The 22199-nt window shown below is 66.6% G+C and carries 22 protein-coding genes; 1 reads left to right on the top strand and 21 read right to left on the bottom strand.

Annotated elements, in window-relative coordinates; all coding sequences use genetic code 11:
- Positions 1–10 precede the first annotated feature (10 nt).
- The 11 genes from cysD to BPET_RS09650 form a co-directional block, all read right to left on the bottom strand.
- Complete coding sequence (gene cysD / locus BPET_RS09700; protein WP_012248831.1) at positions 11–919, bottom strand: sulfate adenylyltransferase subunit CysD; 909 nt, start codon at positions 917–919, stop codon at positions 11–13.
- 9 nt (positions 920–928) lie between these two features.
- The gene (locus tag BPET_RS09695; RefSeq protein WP_012248830.1) at positions 929–1681 is read right to left on the bottom strand and encodes a phosphoadenylyl-sulfate reductase; all 753 of its coding nucleotides are present in this window, start codon (positions 1679–1681) and stop codon (positions 929–931) included.
- Positions 1678–2742, bottom strand: coding sequence for a sulfate/molybdate ABC transporter ATP-binding protein (locus tag BPET_RS09690; protein ID WP_012248829.1), 1065 nt, complete (start codon positions 2740–2742; stop codon positions 1678–1680). Before BPET_RS09690 ends, BPET_RS09695 begins: the two co-directional genes overlap by 4 nt.
- Positions 2743–2755: 13 nt before the next feature.
- A complete protein-coding gene (gene cysW, locus BPET_RS09685) occupies positions 2756–3667 on the bottom strand; it encodes a sulfate ABC transporter permease subunit CysW (RefSeq protein ID WP_012248828.1) in 912 nt (303 codons plus the stop codon).
- A complete protein-coding gene (gene cysT / locus BPET_RS09680; protein WP_012248827.1) occupies positions 3664–4548 on the bottom strand; it encodes a sulfate ABC transporter permease subunit CysT in 885 nt (294 codons plus the stop codon). Before cysT ends, cysW begins: the two co-directional genes overlap by 4 nt.
- 22 nt (positions 4549–4570) lie before the next feature.
- Positions 4571–5593 (bottom strand): sulfate ABC transporter substrate-binding protein, encoded by a 1023-nt coding sequence (locus tag BPET_RS09675; protein ID WP_012248826.1) that lies wholly within the window; start codon positions 5591–5593, stop codon positions 4571–4573.
- Between the two features lie 200 nt (positions 5594–5793).
- Positions 5794–6435 (bottom strand): peroxiredoxin, encoded by a 642-nt coding sequence (locus tag BPET_RS09670; RefSeq protein WP_012248825.1) that lies wholly within the window; start codon positions 6433–6435, stop codon positions 5794–5796.
- Between the two features lie 146 nt (positions 6436–6581).
- Entirely contained in the window at positions 6582–8408 is a 1827-nt protein-coding gene (locus BPET_RS09665) for an acyl-CoA dehydrogenase (RefSeq protein WP_012248824.1), read from the bottom strand.
- A gap of 387 nt (positions 8409–8795) precedes the next feature.
- Positions 8796–9725: an electron transfer flavoprotein subunit alpha/FixB family protein gene (locus tag BPET_RS09660; protein ID WP_041862838.1), complete on the bottom strand. Its 930-nt coding sequence runs from the start codon at positions 9723–9725 to the stop codon at positions 8796–8798.
- Between the two features lies 1 nt (position 9726).
- The gene (locus tag BPET_RS09655) at positions 9727–10476 is read right to left on the bottom strand and encodes an electron transfer flavoprotein subunit beta/FixA family protein (RefSeq protein WP_012248822.1); all 750 of its coding nucleotides are present in this window, start codon (positions 10474–10476) and stop codon (positions 9727–9729) included.
- A gap of 67 nt (positions 10477–10543) precedes the next feature.
- Positions 10544–11467 carry a histone deacetylase family protein gene (locus BPET_RS09650; RefSeq protein WP_012248821.1) on the bottom strand — a complete coding sequence of 308 codons (924 nt, stop codon included), beginning with the start codon at positions 11465–11467 and terminating at the stop codon, positions 10544–10546.
- 10 nt (positions 11468–11477) lie between these two features.
- On the opposite strand from BPET_RS09650, the gene mltB reads away from it, so the two are divergent.
- Positions 11478–12605: a lytic murein transglycosylase B gene (gene mltB / locus BPET_RS09645; protein ID WP_012248820.1), complete on the top strand. Its 1128-nt coding sequence runs from the start codon at positions 11478–11480 to the stop codon at positions 12603–12605.
- Positions 12606–12697: 92 nt separating this feature from the next.
- Here the strand turns inward: mltB and cysM are convergent, their stop codons facing one another.
- The 10 genes from cysM to aroA all read right to left on the bottom strand — a co-directional run bounded on the left by cysM (position 12698) and on the right by aroA (position 22192).
- Positions 12698–13618, bottom strand: a complete 921-nt coding sequence (gene cysM / locus BPET_RS09640; RefSeq protein WP_012248819.1) for a cysteine synthase CysM — start codon at positions 13616–13618, stop codon at positions 12698–12700.
- A gap of 76 nt (positions 13619–13694) precedes the next feature.
- Positions 13695–14174, bottom strand: coding sequence for a ComEA family DNA-binding protein (locus BPET_RS26360; protein WP_012248818.1), 480 nt, complete (start codon positions 14172–14174; stop codon positions 13695–13697).
- Positions 14175–14313: 139 nt separating this feature from the next.
- Positions 14314–15306, bottom strand: coding sequence for an ADP-glyceromanno-heptose 6-epimerase (rfaD, locus tag BPET_RS09630; RefSeq protein ID WP_012248817.1), 993 nt, complete (start codon positions 15304–15306; stop codon positions 14314–14316).
- Positions 15303–16241 carry a D-glycero-beta-D-manno-heptose-7-phosphate kinase gene (gene rfaE1, locus BPET_RS09625; protein ID WP_012248816.1) on the bottom strand — a complete coding sequence of 313 codons (939 nt, stop codon included), beginning with the start codon at positions 16239–16241 and terminating at the stop codon, positions 15303–15305. The genes rfaD and rfaE1 overlap by 4 nt, the downstream gene beginning before the upstream one ends.
- Complete coding sequence (gene lapB, locus BPET_RS09620; protein ID WP_012248815.1) at positions 16238–17464, bottom strand: lipopolysaccharide assembly protein LapB; 1227 nt, start codon at positions 17462–17464, stop codon at positions 16238–16240. The genes rfaE1 and lapB overlap by 4 nt, the downstream gene beginning before the upstream one ends.
- Before the next feature lie 45 nt (positions 17465–17509).
- Positions 17510–17824, bottom strand: coding sequence for a lipopolysaccharide assembly protein LapA domain-containing protein (locus BPET_RS09615; protein ID WP_012248814.1), 315 nt, complete (start codon positions 17822–17824; stop codon positions 17510–17512).
- A gap of 144 nt (positions 17825–17968) precedes the next feature.
- Complete coding sequence (locus BPET_RS09610) at positions 17969–18328, bottom strand: integration host factor subunit beta (protein ID WP_012248813.1); 360 nt, start codon at positions 18326–18328, stop codon at positions 17969–17971.
- A gap of 2 nt (positions 18329–18330) precedes the next feature.
- Complete coding sequence (gene rpsA, locus BPET_RS09605; RefSeq protein ID WP_041863740.1) at positions 18331–20043, bottom strand: 30S ribosomal protein S1; 1713 nt, start codon at positions 20041–20043, stop codon at positions 18331–18333.
- A 114-nt stretch (positions 20044–20157) separates the two neighbouring features.
- Entirely contained in the window at positions 20158–20859 is a 702-nt protein-coding gene (gene cmk, locus BPET_RS09600) for a (d)CMP kinase (RefSeq protein ID WP_012248811.1), read from the bottom strand.
- Positions 20849–22192, bottom strand: coding sequence for a 3-phosphoshikimate 1-carboxyvinyltransferase (aroA, locus tag BPET_RS09595; RefSeq protein ID WP_012248810.1), 1344 nt, complete (start codon positions 22190–22192; stop codon positions 20849–20851). Before aroA ends, cmk begins: the two co-directional genes overlap by 11 nt.
- Positions 22193–22199 lie beyond the last annotated feature (7 nt).

Raw genomic sequence — 22199 nt, 5'->3', positions numbered from 1 at the left:
CTCAATCAGTTCAGAAATAGCCTTCTTTCTTGCGGCGCTCCATCGAGGCCTCGGAAGTCTGGTCGTCCATGCGGGTGGCGCCGCGCTCGGTGATGTCAGTGATGGCGGTCTCGGCGATGATGGCCGTCGGGTCGGCCGCCTCGGAGGCTACCGGGCAGGTGCACGAAATGTCGCCCACGGTGCGAAAGCGCACCGCCAGGTTCTCGACCTGCTCGCCGTCCTGGGGCGGCGTCAGCGGCGTGACGGGCACAAGCAGGCCGCGGCGGCGCACGACGTCGCGCCGGTGGCTGTAGTAGATGGACGGCAGCGACAGCCGCTCGCGCTGGATGTATTGCCAGACATCCAGCTCGGTCCAGTTCGAGATGGGAAACACGCGCATGTTCTCGCCCTTGTGCACGCGGGTGTTGAACAGGTTCCACAGCTCGGGACGCTGTGCCTTCGGATCCCATTGGCCGAACTCGTCGCGGAACGAAAAAATGCGTTCTTTGGCGCGCGCCTTTTCTTCGTCGCGGCGCGCCCCGCCGATGCACGCGTCGAAACCGAATTCCTCGATGGCCTCCAGCAGCGTGACCGCCTGCGCGGCGTTGCGCGAATCATTCTCGCGCCGCAGCACGACGCTGCCCCGCCGGATGGAGTCTTCCACGCTGCGCACCAGCAGGGTTTCGCCCAGCTCGGCGGCGCGCCGGTCCCGAAAGGCGATGACCTCATCGAAATTATGGCCCGTATCGATGTGCATCAGCGGGAACGGAAAGCGGCCGGGACGGAACGCCTTTTCGGCCAGCCGCAGCAGCACCACCGAATCTTTGCCGCCCGAGAACAGCAAGACCGGCTTGGCGCACTCGGCGGCCACTTCACGCAGGATATAAATCGCTTCGGATTCCAGCCAATCCAGATGGCTGCGATTGACGACGACGGACATGGTTTTCCTTTACACAGAAGTCGAGCTCGCCGGCTCGGCGGTCACGGCGATGACGCGGTTGCCGGCATGCAGGCCGCATTCTTTGGAGTCTGACGATTCCCACCACCAGCGCCCCGCCCGCACGTCCTCGCCGGGACGAATCGCGCGCGTACAGGGTTCGCAGCCGATCGAGGGGTAGCCTTGGTCGTGCAGGGGGTTATAGGGAATATCGAGCGCGCGGATGGCTTCCCAGACCTCGGCCTCGCTCCAGGCAGCCAGCGGGTTGTATTTGTACAGGCCGAACACCGGATCCTGTTCGGCGTCGGGCAATTCGCCGCGGGTGGCCGCCTGGGCGCGGCGCTGGCCGGTGATCCAGGCGCCACGCCCCGCCAGCGCGCGCTTGAGCGGCTCGACCTTGCGGATCTGGCAACACGCCTTGCGCAGCTCCACGCTTTCGTAGAAGGCATAGGCGCCGTGCTGCTGCACGTGGGCCTGCACGGCGGCGGCATCGGGCCGGTACACCGTGATGGCGCGGCCGTAGCGCGCCTGCACCTTGTCCAGCATGCCCAATGTTTCGGCATGCAGTCGGCCGGTATCCAAGGTAAAGATTTCCAGGTCGATGGCGCCGTCGTAGATGGCGTGGGTCAGCAGCATGTCTTCGGCGGCCAGAGACGAAGCCAGCGCCGCATCGGGATGCTGCCGCGCGATCTCGGCCAGGCGTGCCTGCAGCGCCTGCCAGCGCGCCGCCACGGCGGGAGTCAGGGTATGGGTGGATGTGGTCATGGCTGGACTGCGAAAACGCGGGCGCGGCGCGGCCGTGCCAGCAGGCTTTCGCCCTCTTTTAAGTCAAGTTCGCGATACAGGCGCTCGGGCACCTGCGCTTCGATGATGGCCTGGATGTCCCGGCGCTCGAGTTCCAGATAGGCGCTGGGTCCGGCCAGGTACGCGTGGTTCAGACGAACCGGGATGCCCTGGCCCTGGCCATCGTCGCGCGCCAGGTCGATCTCGTGCGGCCGCACGTAGGCCACCGCCTGCTGATGCTGGGCCTGTGCCAGTTCAGGGGCAGGCAGCTGGACGCCGTGCGCCTGCCAGACGCCACGGCTGGCATGGCCGCTGACCTGGTTCACGTCGCCCAGGAAGCCGTACACAAAAGGCGTGGCCGGACGTTCCCAGACTTCGCGCGGCGTGCCCACTTGCTCGACGCGGCCGGCGTTCATCAGCACCACCCGATCGGCCACCTCCAGCGCCTCTTCCTGGTCGTGCGTGACGAACACGCTGGCCACGTGCAGTTCGTCGTGCAGGCGCCGCAGCCAGCGCCGTAGTTCTTTGCGCACCTTGGCGTCCAGAGCCCCGAACGGCTCGTCGAGCAGCAGCACGCGCGGTTCGACGGCCAGCGCGCGCGCCAGTGCGATACGCTGGCGCTGGCCACCCGAGAGCTGCGCCGGATACCGGTCGGCCAGCCAGTCCAGCTGGACCAGGCTCAGCAACTCATGCACTTTTTCGCGGATCCGCGTCTCGGACGGGCGGGTGGCGCGCGGCTTGACGCGCAGGCCGAAAGCCACGTTCTCGAACACCGTCATGTGCTTGAACAGAGCGTAGTGCTGGAACACGAACCCCACCTGCCGGCGCCGCACGTCGACTCCGGTAGCGTCTTCGCCGGCGAACAGCACGCTGCCGCTGTCGGCCGTTTCCAGCCCCGCGATGATGCGCAGCAGCGTGGTCTTGCCGCAGCCCGACGGCCCCAGCAAGGCCACCAGCTCGCCGGTTTCGATATGCAGCGACACATCGTCCAGCGCGCGGAAATCGCCAAACCGGCGCGAGAGATTTCTGACTTCGATACTCATGCAGGGCACTCCATCATGCGGCCGCGGGCCGGCCCAGCGCGGCGGGCGCGGCGGCCGGCTCGGCCTGTGTTTGCACGCCGGGCCGCGCGCTGCGCCACTCGACCAGGTTCTTGATCAGCAGCGTCACCAGCGCCAGCAAGGCCAGCAGCGAGGCCACGGCGAACGCGGCCGCGAACTGGTATTCGTTGTAGAGAATCTCGACGTGCAAGGTCATCGTGTTGGTCAGTCCACGCACGTGCCCCGACACCACCGACACCGCGCCGAATTCGCCCATGGCGCGCGCGTTGCACAGAATGGCGCCATACACCAGGCCCCACTTGATGTTGGGCAGCGTGACGCGCCAGAAAATCTGCCAGCCGCTCGCCCCCAGCGTCAGCGCGGCCTGCTCTTCCTCGCTGCCCTGCGCCTGCATCAGCGGAATCAGCTCGCGTGCGATGAACGGAAACGTGACGAACAGCGTGGCCAGCACCACCCCCGGCACCGCATACACCACCTTCAGGTCGTGGGCCTGCAGCCACGGGCCCACCCAACCCTGGGAGCCGAACAGCAGCACGAACACCAGGCCCGCGACCACCGGCGACACCGAGAACGGCAGGTCGATCAGGGTGATCAGGAACTGCTTGCCGCGGAATTGGAATTTGGCGATGGCCCAGGCCGCCGCCACGCCGAACACCAGGTTCAGCGGCAACGACACCGCCGCCACCCACAGCGTCAGCTTGATGGCGCTCCAGGCGTCGGGTTCGACAATGGCCGCGAGATACAGCTCCCAGCCCTTCTTGAACGCCTCGATGAATACAGCCGCCAGCGGCGCCAGCAAGAACAGCGCCAGAAAGCCCAGGGCCAAAGCCAGCAGCAGGCCGCGCACCCAGCGCGGTTCGGTCAGGTGATCGGGCCGGCTCGCGCCGGCGTATGCGCCGCGGCTCATGCGAGTCTCCCGCAGCGCCGGGCCTGCCAGCCCTGCAACAGATTGATCAGCAGCAGCAGCACGAACGACAGCAGCAGCATCACCGTGGCAATGGCGGCCGCCCCGGCATAATCGAATTGCTCCAGCTTCGAGATGATCAGCAGCGGCGTGATCTCCGACACCATAGGCCGGTTGCCGGCAATGAAGACCACCGAGCCGTATTCCCCCACCGCGCGCGCGAAGGCCAGCGCAAAGCCGGTCAGGAGCGCCGGCAGCACGGTGGGCAGCAGCACGCGCCGGATGGTCTGCCAGCGGCTGGCGCCCAGGCTGGCCGCGGCCTCTTCGATCTCGCGTTCGATGTCTTCAAGTACCGGTTGCACCGTGCGCACCACGAACGGGATGCCGATGAAGATCAGTGCCACCACGATGCCCAGCGGCGTGAACGCCACCTTCAGGCCCAGCCAACGCTCCAGCGGTCCGCCCAGCCAGCCGTTCTTCGCGTACAGGGCCGTCAGCGCAATGCCCGCCACCGCAGTGGGCAGCGCGAACGGCAGGTCCACCAGCGCGTCCAGGATTTTCTTGCCCGGAAACCGGTAGCGCACCAGCACCCAGGCCACCAGCATGCCGAACACCAGGTTCACCAGCGCGGCCAGCAAGGCGGCGCCAAAGGTCAATCGATACGAAGCCACCACGCGTGGCGCGGTGACCGCCTGCCAGAACCCGTCCCAGCCCAACCCGGCGCTCTTGATCGGCAACGCGGCTAAGGGAATGAGAACCAGCAGGCTCAAATACAGCACCGCGTATCCCATGGAAAGGCCGAAACCCGGCAGTACGCCGGGGCGGTTGCGCCGCCGGCCGGCCGGTGCCGCGCCCCCGGAGGCCGCGATTGTTGCGGTATTCATGCTTGCATCCTGTGGCGCGCGGCTATCGTTCGCCGGGCTGATAGATCTGGTCGAAGGTTCCGCCATCGCTGAAGTGCGTCTGTTGCGCCTTGCTCCAGCCGCCGAAGGCCGGATCGTCGATGGTGACCAGCTTCACCTTGGGAAACTGGCTGGCGTACCGGGCCGCCACCTGCTCGTCGGTGGGCCGGTAATAATTGCGCGCGATGATCTCCTGCGCCTGCGGGGTGTACAGGAATTCCAGGTAGGCCTGGGCGGCGGCGCGTGTGCCCTTGCGATCTACGTTCTTGTCCACCACGGCCACCGGGGGCTCGGCCAGGATCGACAGCGACGGCATGACAATATCGAACTTGTCTGGTCCCAGCTCTTTCAACGCCAGAAAGGCTTCGTTTTCCCAGGCAAGCAACACGTCGCCCACGCCGCGCTCGACGAACGTGGTGGTCGCGCCGCGAGCGCCGGTATCCAGCACCGGCACGCGGCGCAACAGCTCGCCGACGAACGCCTTGGCTTTCTCCGTGCTTCCGCCGTTCTGCTCCAGCGCGTAGGCCCAGGCTGCCAGGTAGTTCCAGCGCGCGCCGCCCGAGGTCTTGGGATTGGGCGTCACGACTTCCACGCCATCTTTGATCAGGTCGTTCCAGTCGTGGATCTGCTTCGGATTGCCCTTGCGCACCAGGAACACGATGGTCGAGGTGTAGGGCGAGCTGTTGCGCGGCAGCCGGCTCTGCCAGTCCGTTGGCAGCAGGCCGCGCGCGGCGATGGCATCGATGTCATAGGCCAGGGCCAGCGTCACGATGTCAGCATCCAGGCCATCGATGACCGAACGGGCCTGCTTGCCGGACCCGCCATGCGACTGGCGGATGGTCAGTTCCACTCCGGAGCTGGCCTGGTACGCCTTGACGAAGGCGGCATCCACCGCGCGATACAACTCGCGGGTGGGGTCGTACGACACGTTCAACAATGACTGCGCATCCTGCGCCTGTGCCGGCAAACCCAGCACGAAAGTCGCGGCCACGGCGGCCAGGGCAGTCCAGAACGTCTTTTTCGGCATGCTTGCGTCCGGGAAGGAATATCAACGATGGATGCAAGTGTGCAGGCCGGAAGAACTAAACGGAACGAATGATTTTTTGATTGCTCATCGCCATTAGGCATAAGCCCGGCGGCTGCATAAAAAAAACCGCGCCCCATCAGGGCGCGGAGGCGGCACCGGCACGGACAAGGCGCACGCGCCTTACCCGCACCGTGAGTCATTTACTTATTCGGCTGGGGCGTAATGCGCAGGTACGGGCGTACGGCCTTGTAGCCCTTGGGGAATTTCTGCTTCAGTACGGCTTCGTCCTGCAGCGACGGCACGATGATGACGTCGTCGCCGTCTTCCCAGTTCACCGGCGTGGCCACACTGTGACTGTCGGTAAGCTGCAGCGAATCGATCACACGCAGGATTTCATTGAAATTGCGGCCCGTGCTGGCCGGGTAAGTGATGATCAGGCGCACCTTCTTGGCCGGGTCGACGATGAACACCGATCGCACCGTGACGGTGGCGCTGGCATTCGGGTGAATCATGTCGTACAGCTCGGCCACCTTGCGGTCGTCGTCGGCGATGATGGGGAAATTGACCTTGGTGGACTGCGTGTCGTTGATGTCGTCGATCCACTTGGTGTGCGACTCGACGCCGTCTACCGACAGCGCCAGCACCTTGACGTTGCGCTTGGCGAATTCGTCGGCCAGCTTGGCGGTGTAGCCCAGTTCGGTGGTGCACACGGGCGTGAAATCGGCCGGGTGCGAGAACAGTACTCCCCAGCTGTCGCCCAGATACTCATGAAAACGGATCGGGCCGATGGAAGATTTTTGCTCGAAGTCCGGGGCGGTATCGCCCAGGCGAAGTTGGCTCATGTAAGTCTCCGTGGCGGTTGGCGCCGCCGGCCATGCCGCCGGCGGCCTGCTAAGGGCGACCCCTGCGTGCGCGAGGTCGGAGTCAAACGATTCTTACATCAAACCGGTATCACTGGAAATACGTAAGTTGTATATGCTTAATAACGTTACGCAATATTCGCCTGGGCGCCGCAGGCGTCGGCCACGTCGCCCGCCCGCACCGCGGCCGACAACGACAATGCCCGCGGCAGGATCTGCGCGCCGTAGAACAGCGCCGTAGACAGCTTGGCGCGGTAAAACGGGTCGGTAGAGCCTTCGGCCAGTTGCCGCTGGCAGGCCAGGGCCGCGCGCGCCATCTGCCAGCCGCCGTGCACGATGCCCGCCAGCATCAGGTATGGCACGCTGGCCGCAAAAACGGCGCGGATATTCGATTGCGCATACTCAAGAATGAACGCCACCGCGCCATCGTAGGCCTGGATCGCCTGGTCGAGGTTGCCGCGCAGCAGGCTCAAGCCGGCACGCTCGGCCGGCGCCGCGCGCGTGGCAGCGGCGTCGAGCGCCTTCAGCGTATCGCGCATGGCGGCGATGCAGGCATAAGCGGTGGCGCCACCGTCGCGCAGCGTCTTGCGGCTGACCAGGTCGTTGGCCTGGATGGCCGTGGTGCCCTCGTAGATGGGCAGGATGCGGGCATCTCGGTAATACTGGGCGGCGCCGGTTTCTTCGATGTAGCCCATGCCGCCGTGCACCTGGATGCCGAGCGACGCGACTTCCACCGCCGATTCGGTCGAAAATCCCTTGACGATGGGCACCAGGTATTCATAAAAGGCGCGGTTGCGGGCGCGCACCTCGGCATCAGGATGATGCACGCCCTTGTCGTGCGCGGCAGCGGCCACGAACGACACGGCCCGCGCGGCCTCGGTGAGGCCTCGCATGGTCAGCAGCATGCGCTGCACGTCGGGGTGGCGCGAAATCGTGACCGGCCCGGCCGAACCCTCTACCGCGCGGCCCTGCACGCGCTCTTGCGCGTAGGCCAGGGCATGCTGGTAGGCGCGCTCGGACAGCGCGATGCCCTGCTGCCCCACCCCGAAACGCGCCGCGTTCATCATGATGAACATGTATTCCAGGCCGCGGTTCTGCTCGCCCACCAGGTAGCCCACCGCGCCCTCGCCCACGTCGCCCTTGCCCGAGCCGTACAGCAGCACTGCCGTGGGGCTGCCATGGATGCCCAGCTTGTGTTCGAGCGAGGCGCACCAGACGTCGTTGCGCGCGCCCAGGCTACCGTCGTCGTTGACCAGGAACTTGGGCACGATGAACAGCGAAATGCCCTTGACGCCGGCTGGGGCGCCGGGCGTGCGGGCCAGCACCAGATGGATAATGTTCTCGGCCAGGTCGTGCTCGCCGTAGGTAATGAAGATTTTTTGTCCGCTCAGGCGATACGTGCCGTCGGCCTGCGGCACGGCGCGGGAGGCGACCTGGGCCAGGTCCGAGCCCGCCTGGGGCTCGGTCAGGTTCATGGTGCCAGTCCATTTGCCGGCGATCAGGTTCGGCACGTAGGCCTGGCGCTGCGCATCGGAGCCGACCGTCAGCAGCGCCTCGATGACGCCATCGGTAAGCATGGGGCAAAGCGAAAACGCCAGGCTGGCGGCCTGGATGTTCTCGCTGGGGGCCGCGGCCACCAGCTTGGGCAGGCCCTGGCCGCCCCATTGCGCGGGATGCTGCAGACCCTGCCAGCCGGCCGCGGCGTACTCGGCAAACCCTTGCTTGAACCCCGGCGTGGTAGTCACTTGCCCGTCGTCCCAGCGCGGCGGCTGGGTGTCGCCCGGTACGTTCAGCGGCGCGATGGCCTGCTCGACGAAGCGGGCATTCTCGTCCAGGATGGCGTCGACCAGGTCGGGCGTGACCTCTTCGAAGCCAGGCAGCTTCAGGATCTCGTCGAGCCCGGCCAGCGCCTTGAGCGCAAAACGGAAATCCTGCAAGGGAGTGACGTAGGGCATTGTGTCTCCAGGGGTCGGTTGGCGGTCGCGGTGCTCTGCGGGCCAATCTTAAACCTTTGGCAAGCCGGGCGTCAGGCCGGCGCGTGGCAAGCCGGGCGTCAGCGCTGAACGTGATCTTGCCCTTGCCCCGTGTCGTCCGGCCAGACAGGGGCGGCGCACGTGCGTCGGACTCGGGCGCATGCAGGCGCCCTCGGCCTGCTGCGCAGCTGCGCCGCCGCCCAACGCGCCGCCCCTGTCTGGCCGGACGACACGGGACTGCCACGATCGACGAACCGCGGTCATTGACTGAACCGCTGCCTGGCCTGGCCGAGCGGCTAGAAATAAAAACGCCGGGGCTGCCGGCCGGGAAATCCGGCGGGCAGCCCCGGCGTCGCGCGAAGCCGGAGCTTACAGCGCGTTGGCCAGTTCGGGCACGACCTGGAACAGGTCGCCGACCAGGCCGTAGTCGGCCACGCCGAAAATCGGCGCTTCGGGGTCTTTATTGATGGCCACGATGACCTTGGAGTCTTTCATGCCCGCCAGATGCTGGATGGCCCCCGAGATGCCCACCGCCACGTACAGTTGCGGCGCGACGATCTTGCCGGTCTGCCCCACCTGCCAGTCGTTGGGCGCGTAGCCCGCGTCGACCGCCGCGCGCGAGGCGCCCAGCGCCGCGCCCAGCTTGTCGGCCAGGGGGTCCAGGATCTTGAAGTTCTCGGCGCTGCCCAGGCCCCGGCCGCCCGAAACCACTACGCGCGCGCCGGCCAGCTCGGGGCGGTCGCTCTTGGCCACTTCGCGGCCCACGAACGACGATTTGCCCGAATCGGCAACCGCTTCGACGCTTTCCACCGCAGCCGAGCCGCCCGTGGCTTCGACCGCGTCGAAGCCCGTGGTGCGCACCGTGATGACCTTCACTGCATCGGCCGACTGCACCGTGGCAATGGCGTTGCCCGCGTAAATGGGACGCTGGAAGGTATCGGGCGATTCGACGCCGATGATGTCGGAGATTTGCGCCACGTCGAGCTTGGCGGCGACCCGCGGGGCCACGTTCTTGCCCGAGGCCGTGGCCGGAAACACGATGTGGCTGTAGCTCGAGGCCATGGCCAGCACCTGCGCCGCCAGGTTCTCGGCCAGGCCGTCGGCCAGCTGCGGCGCATCGGCCAGCAGCACTTTGGCCACGCCCGCGGCGGCGGCGGCCTGTTCGGCCACCGGCTTGGCATTGCTGCCGGCCACCAGCACGTGCACATCGCCGCCCAGCTTGGCGGCAGCCGCAATAGCGTTCAGGGTGGCGCCCTTCAGTTGGGCGTTGTCGTGTTCGGCAATAACCAGAGTCGTCATCTTAGAGCACCTTCGCTTCGTTCTTGAGCTTGTCGACCAGCGTGGCCACATCGGCCACCTTGATGCCGGCCTTGCGCGCCGGCGGCTCGGTGACCTTCAGCGTCTTCAGGCGCGGCGCGGCATCGACACCCAGGTCTTGCGGCGTAACGGTCTCGAGCGGCTTTTTCTTGGCCTTCATGATGTTGGGCAGCGTCACGTAACGCGGCTCGTTCAGGCGCAGGTCGGTCGTGACAATGGCCGGCAGCTTCAGCTTGAGCGTTTCGAGCCCGCCGTCGACTTCACGCGTGACCGTGACCTCGCCATCGGCCAGTTCGACCTTGCTGGCGAACGTGGCCTGCGGCCAGTCCAGCAGCGCGGCCAGCATCTGGCCCGTTTGGTTGGCGTCGTCGTCGATGGCCTGCTTGCCCAGGATCACCAGCTGCGGCTGTTCCTTGTCGACCAGGCCCTTGAGCAGCTTGGCCACCGCCAGGGGCTGCAGCTCGGCATCGGTCTGGACCAGGATGCCGCGGTCGGCGCCAATGGCCATGGCGGTGCGCAGGGTTTCCTGGCACTGCGCCACGCCGCAAGACACCGCCACCACTTCGGTGGCGCCGCCCTTTTCCTTCAGGCGGGTGGCTTCCTCGACGGCGATCTCGTCGAACGGGTTCATCGACATCTTCACGTTCGCGATATCCACGCCCGTTTGATCCGACTTCACGCGCACCTTGACGTTGTAGTCAACCACGCGCTTGACTGGTACCAGTACCTTCATCCAGCAGCCTCCTAGCTATGATTAATCGGCCGGCAGTGCCGGCCCCGCATTGCACAATTTATTGATTCTACAACTTTGCCAGCGCCCGTATGTGGGCGACGACGCTGCGTCCAAGGGCTGATAAGTTGTAACCGCCTTCCAGCATACTGACGATGCGCCCCTGCGCGTGCCGGTCGGCGACTTCGGCCACGCGCTCGGTGATCCAGGCATAGTCGGCCTCGACCAGGCCCATTTGGCCCATGTCGTCTTCGCGGTGGGCATCGAACCCGGCTGAAATCAGGATGAGCTCGGGCGCATGCGCCTGCAGGCGCGGCAGCCAGACGTCGCGCACCAGCTCGCGCACCGCGGCGCCATCGGTGTAGGCGGGCACCGGCACGTTGACCATGTTGGCAGCCGGATGCTCGGTGCCGCTATTGGGAAAGAACGGATGCTGGAAGAAGCTGCACATCAGCACCCGGTCATCGCCCGCAAAAACATCTTCCGTGCCGTTTCCATGATGCACATCAAAATCGACGATGGCCACGCGCCGCACACCGTGGACCTGCATCGCATGCTGCGCTGCAATAGCCACGTTATTCAGGAAGCAGAATCCCATGGCCTGGCTGCGGCGCGCGTGGTGGCCGGGTGGGCGCACCGCGCAGAAGGCATTGGCGGCCTGTCCGCCCATCACCGCATCCACGGCCGCGATGCCCGCGCCGGCCGCATGCAACGCGGCTTCGTACGTATGCGGATTCATCATCGTGTCGGGATCGATGGTGCAATAGCCTTCGGCCGGCGACCGGGCGTGCAAGCTGTCGAGGTGGCCGGCCGTATGCACGCGCAGGATAGCCTCGCGGGTGGCGGCGGGGGCTTCGTGCTCGGCCAGGAACGGCGCCAGGCCGCTGACCAGCAGCTGGTCGGCAATGGCGTCCAGCCTCTGTGGGCTTTCGGGATGCCAGCTGCCCATTTCATGCAGCCTGCACGACGGGTGGGTAAGATACATGGTCTCCATAAGGAAGATTATGTTCATCTGTCGGCGATTCCTGCAAATCGGCACGGTTACCCTGGTGTTGGCCGGTTGTGCAAGCGCTCCTCCCGGGCCAACAGCGGCCCAGCCCGCCCCCGAACCCTCAGGCGGCAACGCACCTATCCGCATCGGCCCGGCCCGGCCGGCCGATGAGCCCGCCGCGGCCTCGACCCTTACGGGCGCGCTGCGCCCGGACGCCCGCGGCTACGCCGAACAGTTGGCCGCCGAGCGCGGCCTGGCGCTCGAACCGGTGGTAGCCGCGCTGGAAAGCGCCCGCTACAACGCCACCGTGGCGCGGCTGATCGCCCCCTCGCCGCCCGGCCGCAAAGTGTGGCGCAGCTGGATCACCTACCGGGCCCGGTTCGTCGAACCCAAGCGCATCAACTGGGGCTTGCAGTTCTGGGAAGAAAACCAGACCCTCCTGACCCAGGCCGCACAACGCTACGGAGTGCCGGCCTCAATCATCGCGTCCATCATCGGCGTTGAAACCCTGTATGGCCGCAACATGGGCAGCTTCCGCGTGCTGGACGCCCTGGCCACGCTGGCGTTCGACTACCCCGATCCCGCCAAGCCCGAGCGCGCCGAAATGTTCCGCGGGCAACTGGGCGACTTCATCACCCTGGCCTTGCAGGACAAGCTGGCGCTCGACGCCCGGGGTTCGTACGCCGGCGCCATCGGCATGCCGCAATTCATGCCCGGCAGCATCAGGCGCTATGCGGTCGACGGCGATCACGACGGCCACATCGACCTGGCCAACAGCGTGGCCGATTCGGTCATGTCGGTGGGCAACTTCCTGGTCGAGCACGGCTGGCAGCGCGGTCTGCCGGTCTTTGCGCCGGTCATCCTGCCGCCCGACCCGGCGGCGCTGGCTTCGGGCGGACTGCAACCCACGCAGACCTGGGCCAGCCTGCGGGCCGCCGGCGCGCGGCTGGCGCCTGGCGCCCGGGCCGACGGCTGGCAAGACCGCCCATTGGGCGTCGTAGATTTGGTAGAAGAAGCGCGCGGCACGGTGCAGTACCGCACCGCCACGCCCAATTTTTTTGCCCTGACGCAATACAACCGCAGTTATTTCTACGCCACTGCGGTGGCCGACCTGGCGGCCGCCCTGGAAGCGCGCCGCTAGCGCGGCCTCGTCCCGCAGGCAATGCGCATGCGGACAGCATTCGGGCCTGGGCCTCCTCGCGGCGGCCCAGGCCCGAACGGCATGGCGGCGCGTCAGCGGGTTTCGTTGAACACGCCGGTAGACAAATAGCGGTCGCCGCGGTCGCAGACGATGAACACGATGGTGGCGTTCTCGACGCGTTCGGCAACGCGCAAAGCCGCCACCAGCGCCCCTGCCGAAGAAATGCCGCCAAAAATGCCTTCTTCGGCAGCCAGCCGGCGCGCCATGGTTTCGGCTTCGACCTGGGATATGGACTCATAGCCGTCGACCAGGCTGCGGTCGAAAATGCTGGGCATGTAGGCCTCGGGCCATTTGCGGATGCCCGGGATTTGCGAACCTTCGGCCGGCTGGGCGCCGATCACCTGGACCCCGGCGTTGCGCGACTTCAGGTAGGTGGACACGCCCATGATGGTGCCCGTGGTGCCCATGGCGCTGACAAAGTGGCTGACGCGGCCTTCGGTCTGCGTCCAGATTTCGGGGCCGGTGCCCTCGATGTGGGCGCGCGGGTTGTCGGGATTGGCGAACTGGTCCAGCACCTTGCCCTTGCCTTCAGCCTGCATCGACATGGCCAGGTCGCGCGCGTATTCCATGCCGCCCTTGCTGGCCGGAGTCAGGATGAGTTCGGCGCCGTAGGCGGCCATGGCGGCGCGGCGTTCTACCGACAGGTTGTCGGGCATGATCAGCACCATGCGGTAACCACGCATGGCGGCCGTCATGGCGAGCGCAATGCCGGTGTTGCCGCTGGTGGCTTCGATGAGCGTGTCGCCGGGCTTGATCTCGCCGCGCTCTTCGGCACGCAGGATCATGGACAGCGCCGGTCGGTCTTTGACCGAGCCCGCGGGGTTGTTGCCTTCCAGTTTGGCCAGGATGACATTGCCCCGCGCCTGGCCCGCCGCGCCGGGAATGCGCTGCAGGCGGACCAGCGGCGTATTGCCGACGGTTTGTTCGATAGTGGGATAAGTAGAGGTAGCCATGCGACCGATAATAACCGCTGGCGCCACGACGCGGCACCAAAGCCGCGCTCGTGCCAGGGATACCGCCCGCCAGCTGTCAGGGGGCTGAAAGCGCGGGCAGCGCCGGCGCGAATTGAGGGGTGGCGATACTGCCGGACGTCAGCACGGGCACGCCCGCACCCACCGTCAGGCCGGCCGCCTGCAGGCTGCCCAGGCGCTTGGGGCCGATACCCCGCACCCGATCCGACAGGTCCTGCAACGACTCGAACGGCCCGGCGCGCTCGCGTTCCTGCACGATGATCTGCGCCGTGCGCGGCCCTACCCCATGCAGCGCTTCAAGCTGTTCGGCAGAAGCCGCATTAACGTCCAGCGAGCGGGCCGGCATGGCTGCCAGGCTCAACCCGCCAGCCACGGCCAGGCACCCCACCGTGCGCGCCAGCGGCCGGCGCCCATGCGCCGCGCCGGCTCGGCCGGGCCGGCGCGGACCGACCAGCGGCCACTGCGGAGCCGGACGAAAAACAGGACGTGGCAACGGTGCCAGGGGCGCGGCCACCGTATCGTGCAGAAAGGGATTCATGGCGGAGTCTCCGTACAAGGCCGGCGGATCGGTCGACCCGCCTGGCCCGCCATGATGCGGCCTGCTCCGCTGCGCGCCGGGCGCGCGTGAACGGAAAAATCAGCCGCGGAAACTACGCAGCGGCCTCAGGCCTGACCCCTCAGGCCTTGCGCGCGCGCCAGTAGCGCACGTATTCGGCCACGCCGGTCTGCACATCGCGCATGGGCGCGGCGAAACCCGCCGCGCGCAATTGCGTGACGTCGGCCTGGGTATAGCTCTGGTAGCGGCCTTTCAGGTCGTCGGGGAACGGGATATAGCGCACCAACCCCTGCTCGACCAGTTTGTCGAGCGGCAGCGCGGCTTCGCCGCGTTCTTCGCGCAGCGTGTTGACGACCGCCGCAGCTACATCGTTGAAAGGCTGAGCGCGGCCCGTGCCGCAATTGAAGATGCCCGAGGTGCCGGGGTTGTCGAGAAAATGCAGGTTGACCGCCACCACGTCTTCGACCGATATGAAGTCGCGGCTCTGGCCGCCGTCGGCGTAGCCATCCCAACCCGCGAACAGCCGCACGTGGCCCTCGGCCAGAAACTGGTTCATGTTGTGGAACGCCACCGAGGCCATGCGGCCCTTGTGCTGCTCGTGCGGCCCGTACACGTTGAAGTAGCGTAAGCCCACCACCTGGGCGGTCAGGGACTTCATGCGGGTGCGCAGCACCTGATCGAACAGCAGCTTGGAATAGCCGTAGACGTTCAGCGGCCGTTCGTTGGTGGGGTCTTCGACGTACACTGACGAGCCGCCGTATACGGCCGCCGACGAGGCATACAGGAACGGGATGGCGTGTGCCTGGCAGTATTCGAACAATTCCAGCGTGACCCGGTAATTGTTGTCGAGCATATAGCGGCCGTTGCGCTCGGTGGTGTCCGAGCACGCGCCCTGGTGCAGCACGGCGCGCAGCGGCGGCAGCGATCCGGCCAGCACGCGGCGGCGGAATTCGTCTTTGTCGAGATAGTCTGCGATCTGGCAATCGACCAGGTTGAGGAACTTGTCGCCCTCGGTCAGGTCGTCGACCGCAATGATGTCCTGGATGCCGCGGCGGTTCAGGCCGCGCACCAGGTTACTGCCGATGAAGCCGGCGGCGCCTGTGACGACGATCATGTGGATTCTCCAAGTTCTGCGGCGGTGACGACCGACGTGCCCAGCTTGCCGACCACGATGCCGCCGGCGCGGTTGGCCCAGCCCATGGCTTCTGCCCAGGGCTGGCCGATGGCCCGCATGGCGGCCAGCGTGGCCAGCACGGTGTCGCCAGCACCGGAGACGTCGAACACTTCGTGCGCCTGCGCGTCGACATGCTCGCGGCCCGCCGCGGTGAAAAGCGTCATGCCCTGCTCGGATCGGGTGACCAGCAGGGCTTCAAGATCGAGATCGGCGCGCAGCCGCTGGGCGCGCTCGGTTAATTGCGATTCGGAATTCCAGCGGCCCACGGCCTGCTGCATTTCGGCCCGGTTGGGCGTGACCAGGGCAGCGCCGCGGTAGCGGGTGTAGTCGTCGCCCTTGGGGTCGACCAGCACGGGCACGCCGGCGGCGCGCGCCTGCGAGATCAGGGCCTCGACCCGGTCGAGCGCGCCCTTGGCGTAGTCGGACAGCACCACCACGTCGTGGTTGGCCAGGTGGCGCGCCACGCGGGCATCGAGATCGTCGAGCGCGGCCGCGCTGGGATGTTGTTCGAAATCCACGCGCAGCAGCTGCTGCTGCCGGCCCAGCACGCGCATTTTCAGGGTGGTGGGGTGCTCGGCGTCGGCGGCCAGGTCGGCCTGCACGCCCGCCTGCTGGGCCATGCGGGCGATGCTGTCGCCGCCTTCGTCGACGCCCACGATGCCCACCAAAGTGGCCTGCCCGCCCAGCGCCGCGACGTTGCGGGCCACGTTGGCCGCGCCGCCCAGGCGGTCTTCGCGGCGCGCCACGCGCACCACGGGCACGGGCGCCTCGGGCGAGATGCGGTCGACTTCGCCGAACCAGTAGCGGTCGAGCATGACGTCGCCCACGACCAGCACGCGGCTGCGCGCGATGTCCTCGAGGGGAAATGGCTTCATTCGAGTTCTTCCAAACGGCGCGGCGCGTAGGTTTCCCAGGCGTTGCAGCCCGGACATTGCCAATAATACCGCCGCGCCTGGAAGCCGCAATTGCGGCAGGCGTAGCGGTCCAGGCGCTGCGTGTGCTTGTGGATCAGGCTGCGCAGCAGGCTGAGGTCGGCGCCGCGCACGGGGCCCTGCTCTTGCGCTGCCCCGTTGTTGGCGCTGCCCAGTTCGGCCTCGAGCAGGCGGTCCAGCCCCAGTAGCGAGGGGTGGTGCCGCAGCGCCCCGCGAGCGAAGGCCCAGGCCGGCGCGGCGCCCTGTTGCACCCGCAACTCGCGGAACACCACGTTGAACAGGTCGAGCGAAGGATGGTGGGCGTACTGCTTCTGGAGCAATTCCAGGCCGTCGGCGGCCTGGTCGGCGGCGCGGTAGCTGGCCAGCAGCTGCTCGGCCACCAGGCCGGCGAATTCGGGCGCGTCGGCCAGGATGGATTCCAGGTACAGGCGCTCGCGCTTCGGATCTTGCTCGAGCTGCGCCAGGCGTGCGCGCAGCATGGCAGTGCGTACCTTGGCCGGCTTGCCGGCGGCTTCGCTCTGGCCAGCCTGCCTGGCGGCGTGGTCGGCGGCATCGAGCGCGGCGTGCGCCGCATCGGCATTGAAGGGCTTGACGGCCAGGGCTGCCTGGGCCTGTTCGCAGTAATAGTGCACGATCTGCGGCACAGGCTCGTCAACCAGGCCATGCAGCGTCTTGACGGCTTCGATGGCGCGTGGCCAGTCGTGTTCGGATTCGTAGATGCGGATCAGCGAGCGCAGTGCCGGCAGCGCGTAGCGGGTGTCTTTCAGTTGTTCGAAGGCGCTTTCGGCGCGGTCCAGCATGCCTGCCTTGAGGAAGTCGTGCGCCAGCTCGTGCTGGGCGTGCTCGCGCTCGGCCTCGGGCAGGTCGGAGCGGCTGAGCAGGCTCTGGTGCACGCGGATGGCGCGCTCCATTTCGCCACGGCGCCGGAACAGGCTGCCCAGCGCGAAATGCAGTTCGGTGGTTTCAGGATCGAGTTTGGCGACCTCGACAAAGGCGTCGATGGCGCGGTCGGGTTGCTCGTTGAGCAGAAAGTTCAGGCCGCGGAAGTACGAATCGGGCAAGGTGCGCGTTTCGCGCAGCATCTGCCGGAAATCGAATCGTGCCGCCAACCAGCCCAGTGCAAACAGCACGGGCACAAAGATAAGCCACCAGGGTTCAAAATCCACGCTGCGAGCTCTGTACCGGTTATGGAAAAGGCAGGATGACGCCGCTTACAGCGGAGACATGGGGGCAATGGCCTCGGGCGCGACCACCGGCTGCACGCCATTGGCGGCAGCCTGCAGGCGCTCGACTTCGCGGCGCAGGCGCACGGCTTCGCGGCGGCGGCGCATGGCGGCCGGCACGGTGAGCAGCAGGCCGAACAGCGTACCCAGCACGAACGCGGCCAGCATGACCACGATGAGCGGCACGTCTTGCACGACATAGTCGGCGTAGAACTTCACCACCACGGGATCGGTGTTCTTCAGGGCGAACATCAACACCGCAATGAAAACGAGCAATCGCAGGGCCCAGACTAAGTAGCGCATGGGGCATGCTCCAGAAGAGGGTTCGAGACGTTCAATTGTAAGCGGAAGCCGGGCCGGGCCGGCGGCAAAAAAACAAAGCCCCTTGAACATTCAAGGGGCTTTGCCGGTACTGTTTGGCACGGGCAACCGGACCTTGCCGGCGTGCTACATGGCGTGCAAGCCAAGCAGCGTGGGCTGGGGCTGGTCCGGCGCGTCGCCGTCGGGCTGCGTGTCGGCCAGGCCACCGGCCAGGTCGACGCGCTCGCGCAATTCCTTGCCGGCCTTGAAGTGCGGCACCTGCTTGCCAGGCACCAGCACCTGCTCGCCCGACTTGGGATTGCGCCCGACGCGGGGTGAACGCTGCGACAGCGAAAAGCTGCCAAAACCGCGGATCTCGATGCGCTGGCCCGAGGCCAGGGCCTGGGTCATTGCATCGAGCATGGTCTTGACGGCGTAATCGGTGTCGCGGGCGGCCAGCTGGGGATAGCGGGCCGCCAGTGCGGCGATCAGCTCCGACTTGGTCACTATCAGCCGTCGTTGCGCTGTTGATCCAGCTTGGCCTTGAGCAGCGCGCCCAGGTTGGTGGTACCCGAGGAGGCGCTGGCTTCGGACATGCGCTGGATGGTGTCGGCGGTTTCGGCGTTGTCGCGAGCCTTGATCGACAGCTGGATCGAACGCGTCTTGCGGTCGATGTTGACGATCATGGCTTCGATGTTTTCGCCGGCCTTCAGCACGGTGGTGGCGTCTTCGACGCGGCCCGACGAAATTTCGGAAGCGCGCAGGTAGCCTTCGACATCGACCGACAGCGTGATGACCGCGCCCTTGGGCTCGACCGACTTGATCACGCCCGGCACCACGGCACCCTTGTCATAGGTGGCGACGAAGTTGTTGAAGGGGTCGCCTTCCAGCTGCTTGATGCCCAGCGAGATGCGTTCCTTGTCGGTATCGATGCCCAGCACCACGGCTTCGATTTCGTCGCCCTTCTTGAAGTTGCGAACGGCTTCTTCGCCCGATTCGGTCCAGGACAGGTCGGACAGGTGCACCAGGCCGTCGATGCCGCCAGGCAGGCCGACGAACACGCCGAAGTCGGTGATCGACTTGATGGCGCCGCGGACCTTGTCGCCACGCTTGAAGTTGGTGGCGAACTCTTCCCACGGGTTCTGACGGCACTGCTTCATGCCCAGCGAAATGCGACGACGGTCTTCGTCGATTTCCAGGACCATGACTTCGACTTCTTCGCCCAGGGTCACGACCTTGCGCGGATCGACGTTCTTGTTGGTCCAGTCCATTTCGGAGACGTGCACCAGGCCTTCGATGCCGGCTTCCACTTCGACGAACGCGCCGTAGTCGGTCAGGTTGGTAACCTTGCCGAACAGGCGGGTGCCTTGCGGATAACGGCGGGCCAGGCCCACCCACGGGTCTTCACCCAGCTGCTTGACGCCCAGCGAGACGCGGCTCTTTTCCTGGTCGAACTTGAGGACCTTGGCTTCGACTTCCTGGCCCACTTGCAGGACTTCGGACGGGTGGCGAACACGGCGCCAGGCCATGTCGGTGATGTGCAGCAGGCCATCGATGCCGCCCAGGTCGACGAACGCGCCGTAGTCGGTGATGTTCTTGACCACGCCCTTGACCACGGCACCTTCGTGCAGGGTTTCGAGCAGTTTCTGGCGCTCTTCGCCCATGCTGGCTTCCAGCACCTGGCGGCGCGACAGCACGACGTTGTTGCGCTTGCGGTCGAGCTTGATGACCTTGAATTCGAGGGTCTTGCCTTCGTACGGGGTGGTGTCCTTGACGGGACGCAGGTCGACCAGCGAGCCCGGCAGGAACGCGCGGATGCCGTTGGTCATGACGGTGAGACCGCCCTTGACCTTGCCGGTGATGGTGCCAGTGACCAGTTCGCCGTTTTCGAGGGCTTTTTCCAGTTGCAGCCAGGCCGACAGGCGCTTGGCGCGGTCACGCGACAGGATGGTGTCGCCGTAGCCGTTTTCCAGGGAATCGATGGCCACCGAGACGAAATCGCCAGGTTGCACTTCGAGTTCGCCCTGGTCGTTCAGGAACTCTTCCAGGGGAATCAGCGCTTCGGACTTCAGGCCGGCGTTGACGACGACGAAGTTATGGTCGACGCGCACGACTTCGGCGCTGATGACTTCGCCGGACTTCATGTCCTGGCTCTTGAGGCTTTCTGCAAAGAGGTCGGCGAAGCTTTCGCCGCCGGTGGCGGGGGTGGAAACGGAAGACATGGGGTTGAAATCCATTAGGCCGGAATGGCCGTTAAAAACACACCGAAGCGGATTGCCCGCGACAGTGGAGTGAATGAACCTGCCAGGGCCCGGGCCCCGGGCGCCTGCCCGGAACTACGAACCGCCGCCAGGGACGGAAACTTTCCAGAAATCGAGTACTGCCTGCACCGTTTGCTCGATGGTCAGGTTGGACGAGTCGAGCACGTGTGCATCGGCCGCTGGCACCAGCGGCGCCGCGCTGCGCTGGGTATCGCGCGCATCGCGTTCGCGCATATCGCGCAAAAGGTCGGATAGTTTAGCGGAAATTCCCTTTTCGATCAACTGCTTACAGCGTCTTTCGGCACGCGCCTCGACATCTGCCACCAGGAAGACCTTCAAGGCCGCGTCCGGGAACACCACCGTCCCCATGTCGCGACCGTCGGCCACCAGCCCCGGGGGCACGCGAAACGCCCGCTGGCGCTCGAGCAGAGCCTGCCGCACGGCCGGATAGGCGGCGATGCGCGAAGCGAAATTGCCGACGCGCTCCTGGCGGATGGCCTCGCCCACCTCGACGCCTTCCAGATAGATATGGCGCCCTTCGAACCGGGCATCCAGCCCGCGCGCCACGCCGGCCACGCCGGCCTCGTCTTCGGCCGCCAGGCCGCGGTTCAGCGCCGCCAGCGCAGTAAGCCGGTACAGCGCCCCGCTGTCGAGCACCGCCCAGCCCAGCGCCTTGGCCACGCGGTGAGCGACCGTACCCTTGCCCGAAGCGGTCGGGCCGTCGATAGCGATGACCGGAACGGGAGCACCGGCAGAAGAGATGGAGTCAGTCGTCATAGCTGTCGGGGGCGCCGGACACCAGGCCGGCGTAAACGTCGAAATAATCGGGAAAGGTCTTGCTGACGCAGCCCGGGTCCAGGATGCGCACAGCGGCAGGCCCGAAGGCGGCCAGCGAGAAGCACATGGCCATGCGGTGGTCGTCCCAGGTGCCGATGTGGGCGTCGCGCCAGCCGCCATCGGCCGGCGGTGTGATGCGCAGCCAGTCAGGGCCGGATTCGACCTCGGCGCCCAGCTTGGCCAGCTCGGTGTGCATGGCGTGGATGCGGTCGGTTTCCTTGACGCGCCAGCTGCCGATGTTGCGCAGGCGGCACGGGCCGTCGGCGTACAGCGCCAGCGCGGCCGCGGTCATGGCGGCATCGGGAATCAGGTTGAAATCGGTGTCGAACGCCTTGAGCCGGCCGCCCTGGTCGACCCGCACGCCGCGGGCCTCGATCCAGTCGGGGCCGTAGTCGATCTGCACGCCCATGTCGGCCAGGGTGCGGGCAAAGGCCACATCGCCCTGGATGCTGTCGGCGCCCACGCCAGTGACCCGCACCGGGCCGCCGCCAATGGCCCCCAGCGCCAGGAAGTACGACGCCGACGAGGCATCGCCCTCGACCGCGATGGCGCCCGGGCTGCGGTACGCCGCGCCCGGCTCGATGGTAAAGGTGCGCCAGCCGTCCCGCCGCACCTGCACGCCATAGCGGGCCATCAGATTGAGGGTGATCTCGATATAGGGCTTGGAAATGAGTTCGCCGGCCACCTCGATGACCACCGGCCGGTCGCTGCCCTGCGCCAGCACGGGCGCGGCCAGCAGCAGCGCCGTCAGGAACTGGCTGGACACCGCGCCCTGCACGCGCGCCGGCGCATCGGCCCGGATGCGGCCCTCGCCCACGGCCAGCGGCGGGTAGCCTGCCTGGCCCAGGTAATCGATGCGGGCGCCCCACTGCCGCAGCGCGTCGACCAAATCGCCGATGGGGCGTTCGTGCATGCGCGGCACGCCCGACAAACGGTACTGCCCGCCCATCAGGGCCAGCGCCGCGGTCAGCGGCCGGAAGGCCGTGCCGGCGTTGCCCAGGAACAAGTCGGCCTGCTTCACCGGGAAGCGGCCGGCGCCGCCAACCGTCACGCGTCCCTCGCCGGCTTCAGCCAGTTCGACGCCCAACTGGCGCAGCGCGGCCAGCATCACGCGGGTGTCGTCGGAATCGAGCAGGCCAGATATGTCGGTGCGCCCGGCGGCCAGGGCGGCCAGCAGCAGCACCCGGTTGGAAATGCTCTTGGAACCCGGTAGGGCAACCTGGCCGCGCGCCTGCCTGGCGCGCGGCAGATCGAGATAAGGCTGTCCGGTCATGAAAGGC

Origin of the sequence: Bordetella petrii (assembly GCF_000067205.1) — a bacterium.
Taxonomy (GTDB): domain Bacteria; phylum Pseudomonadota; class Gammaproteobacteria; order Burkholderiales; family Burkholderiaceae_B; genus Bordetella_A; species Bordetella_A petrii.
This window is presented reverse-complemented; position numbering and strand designations above follow the sequence as displayed.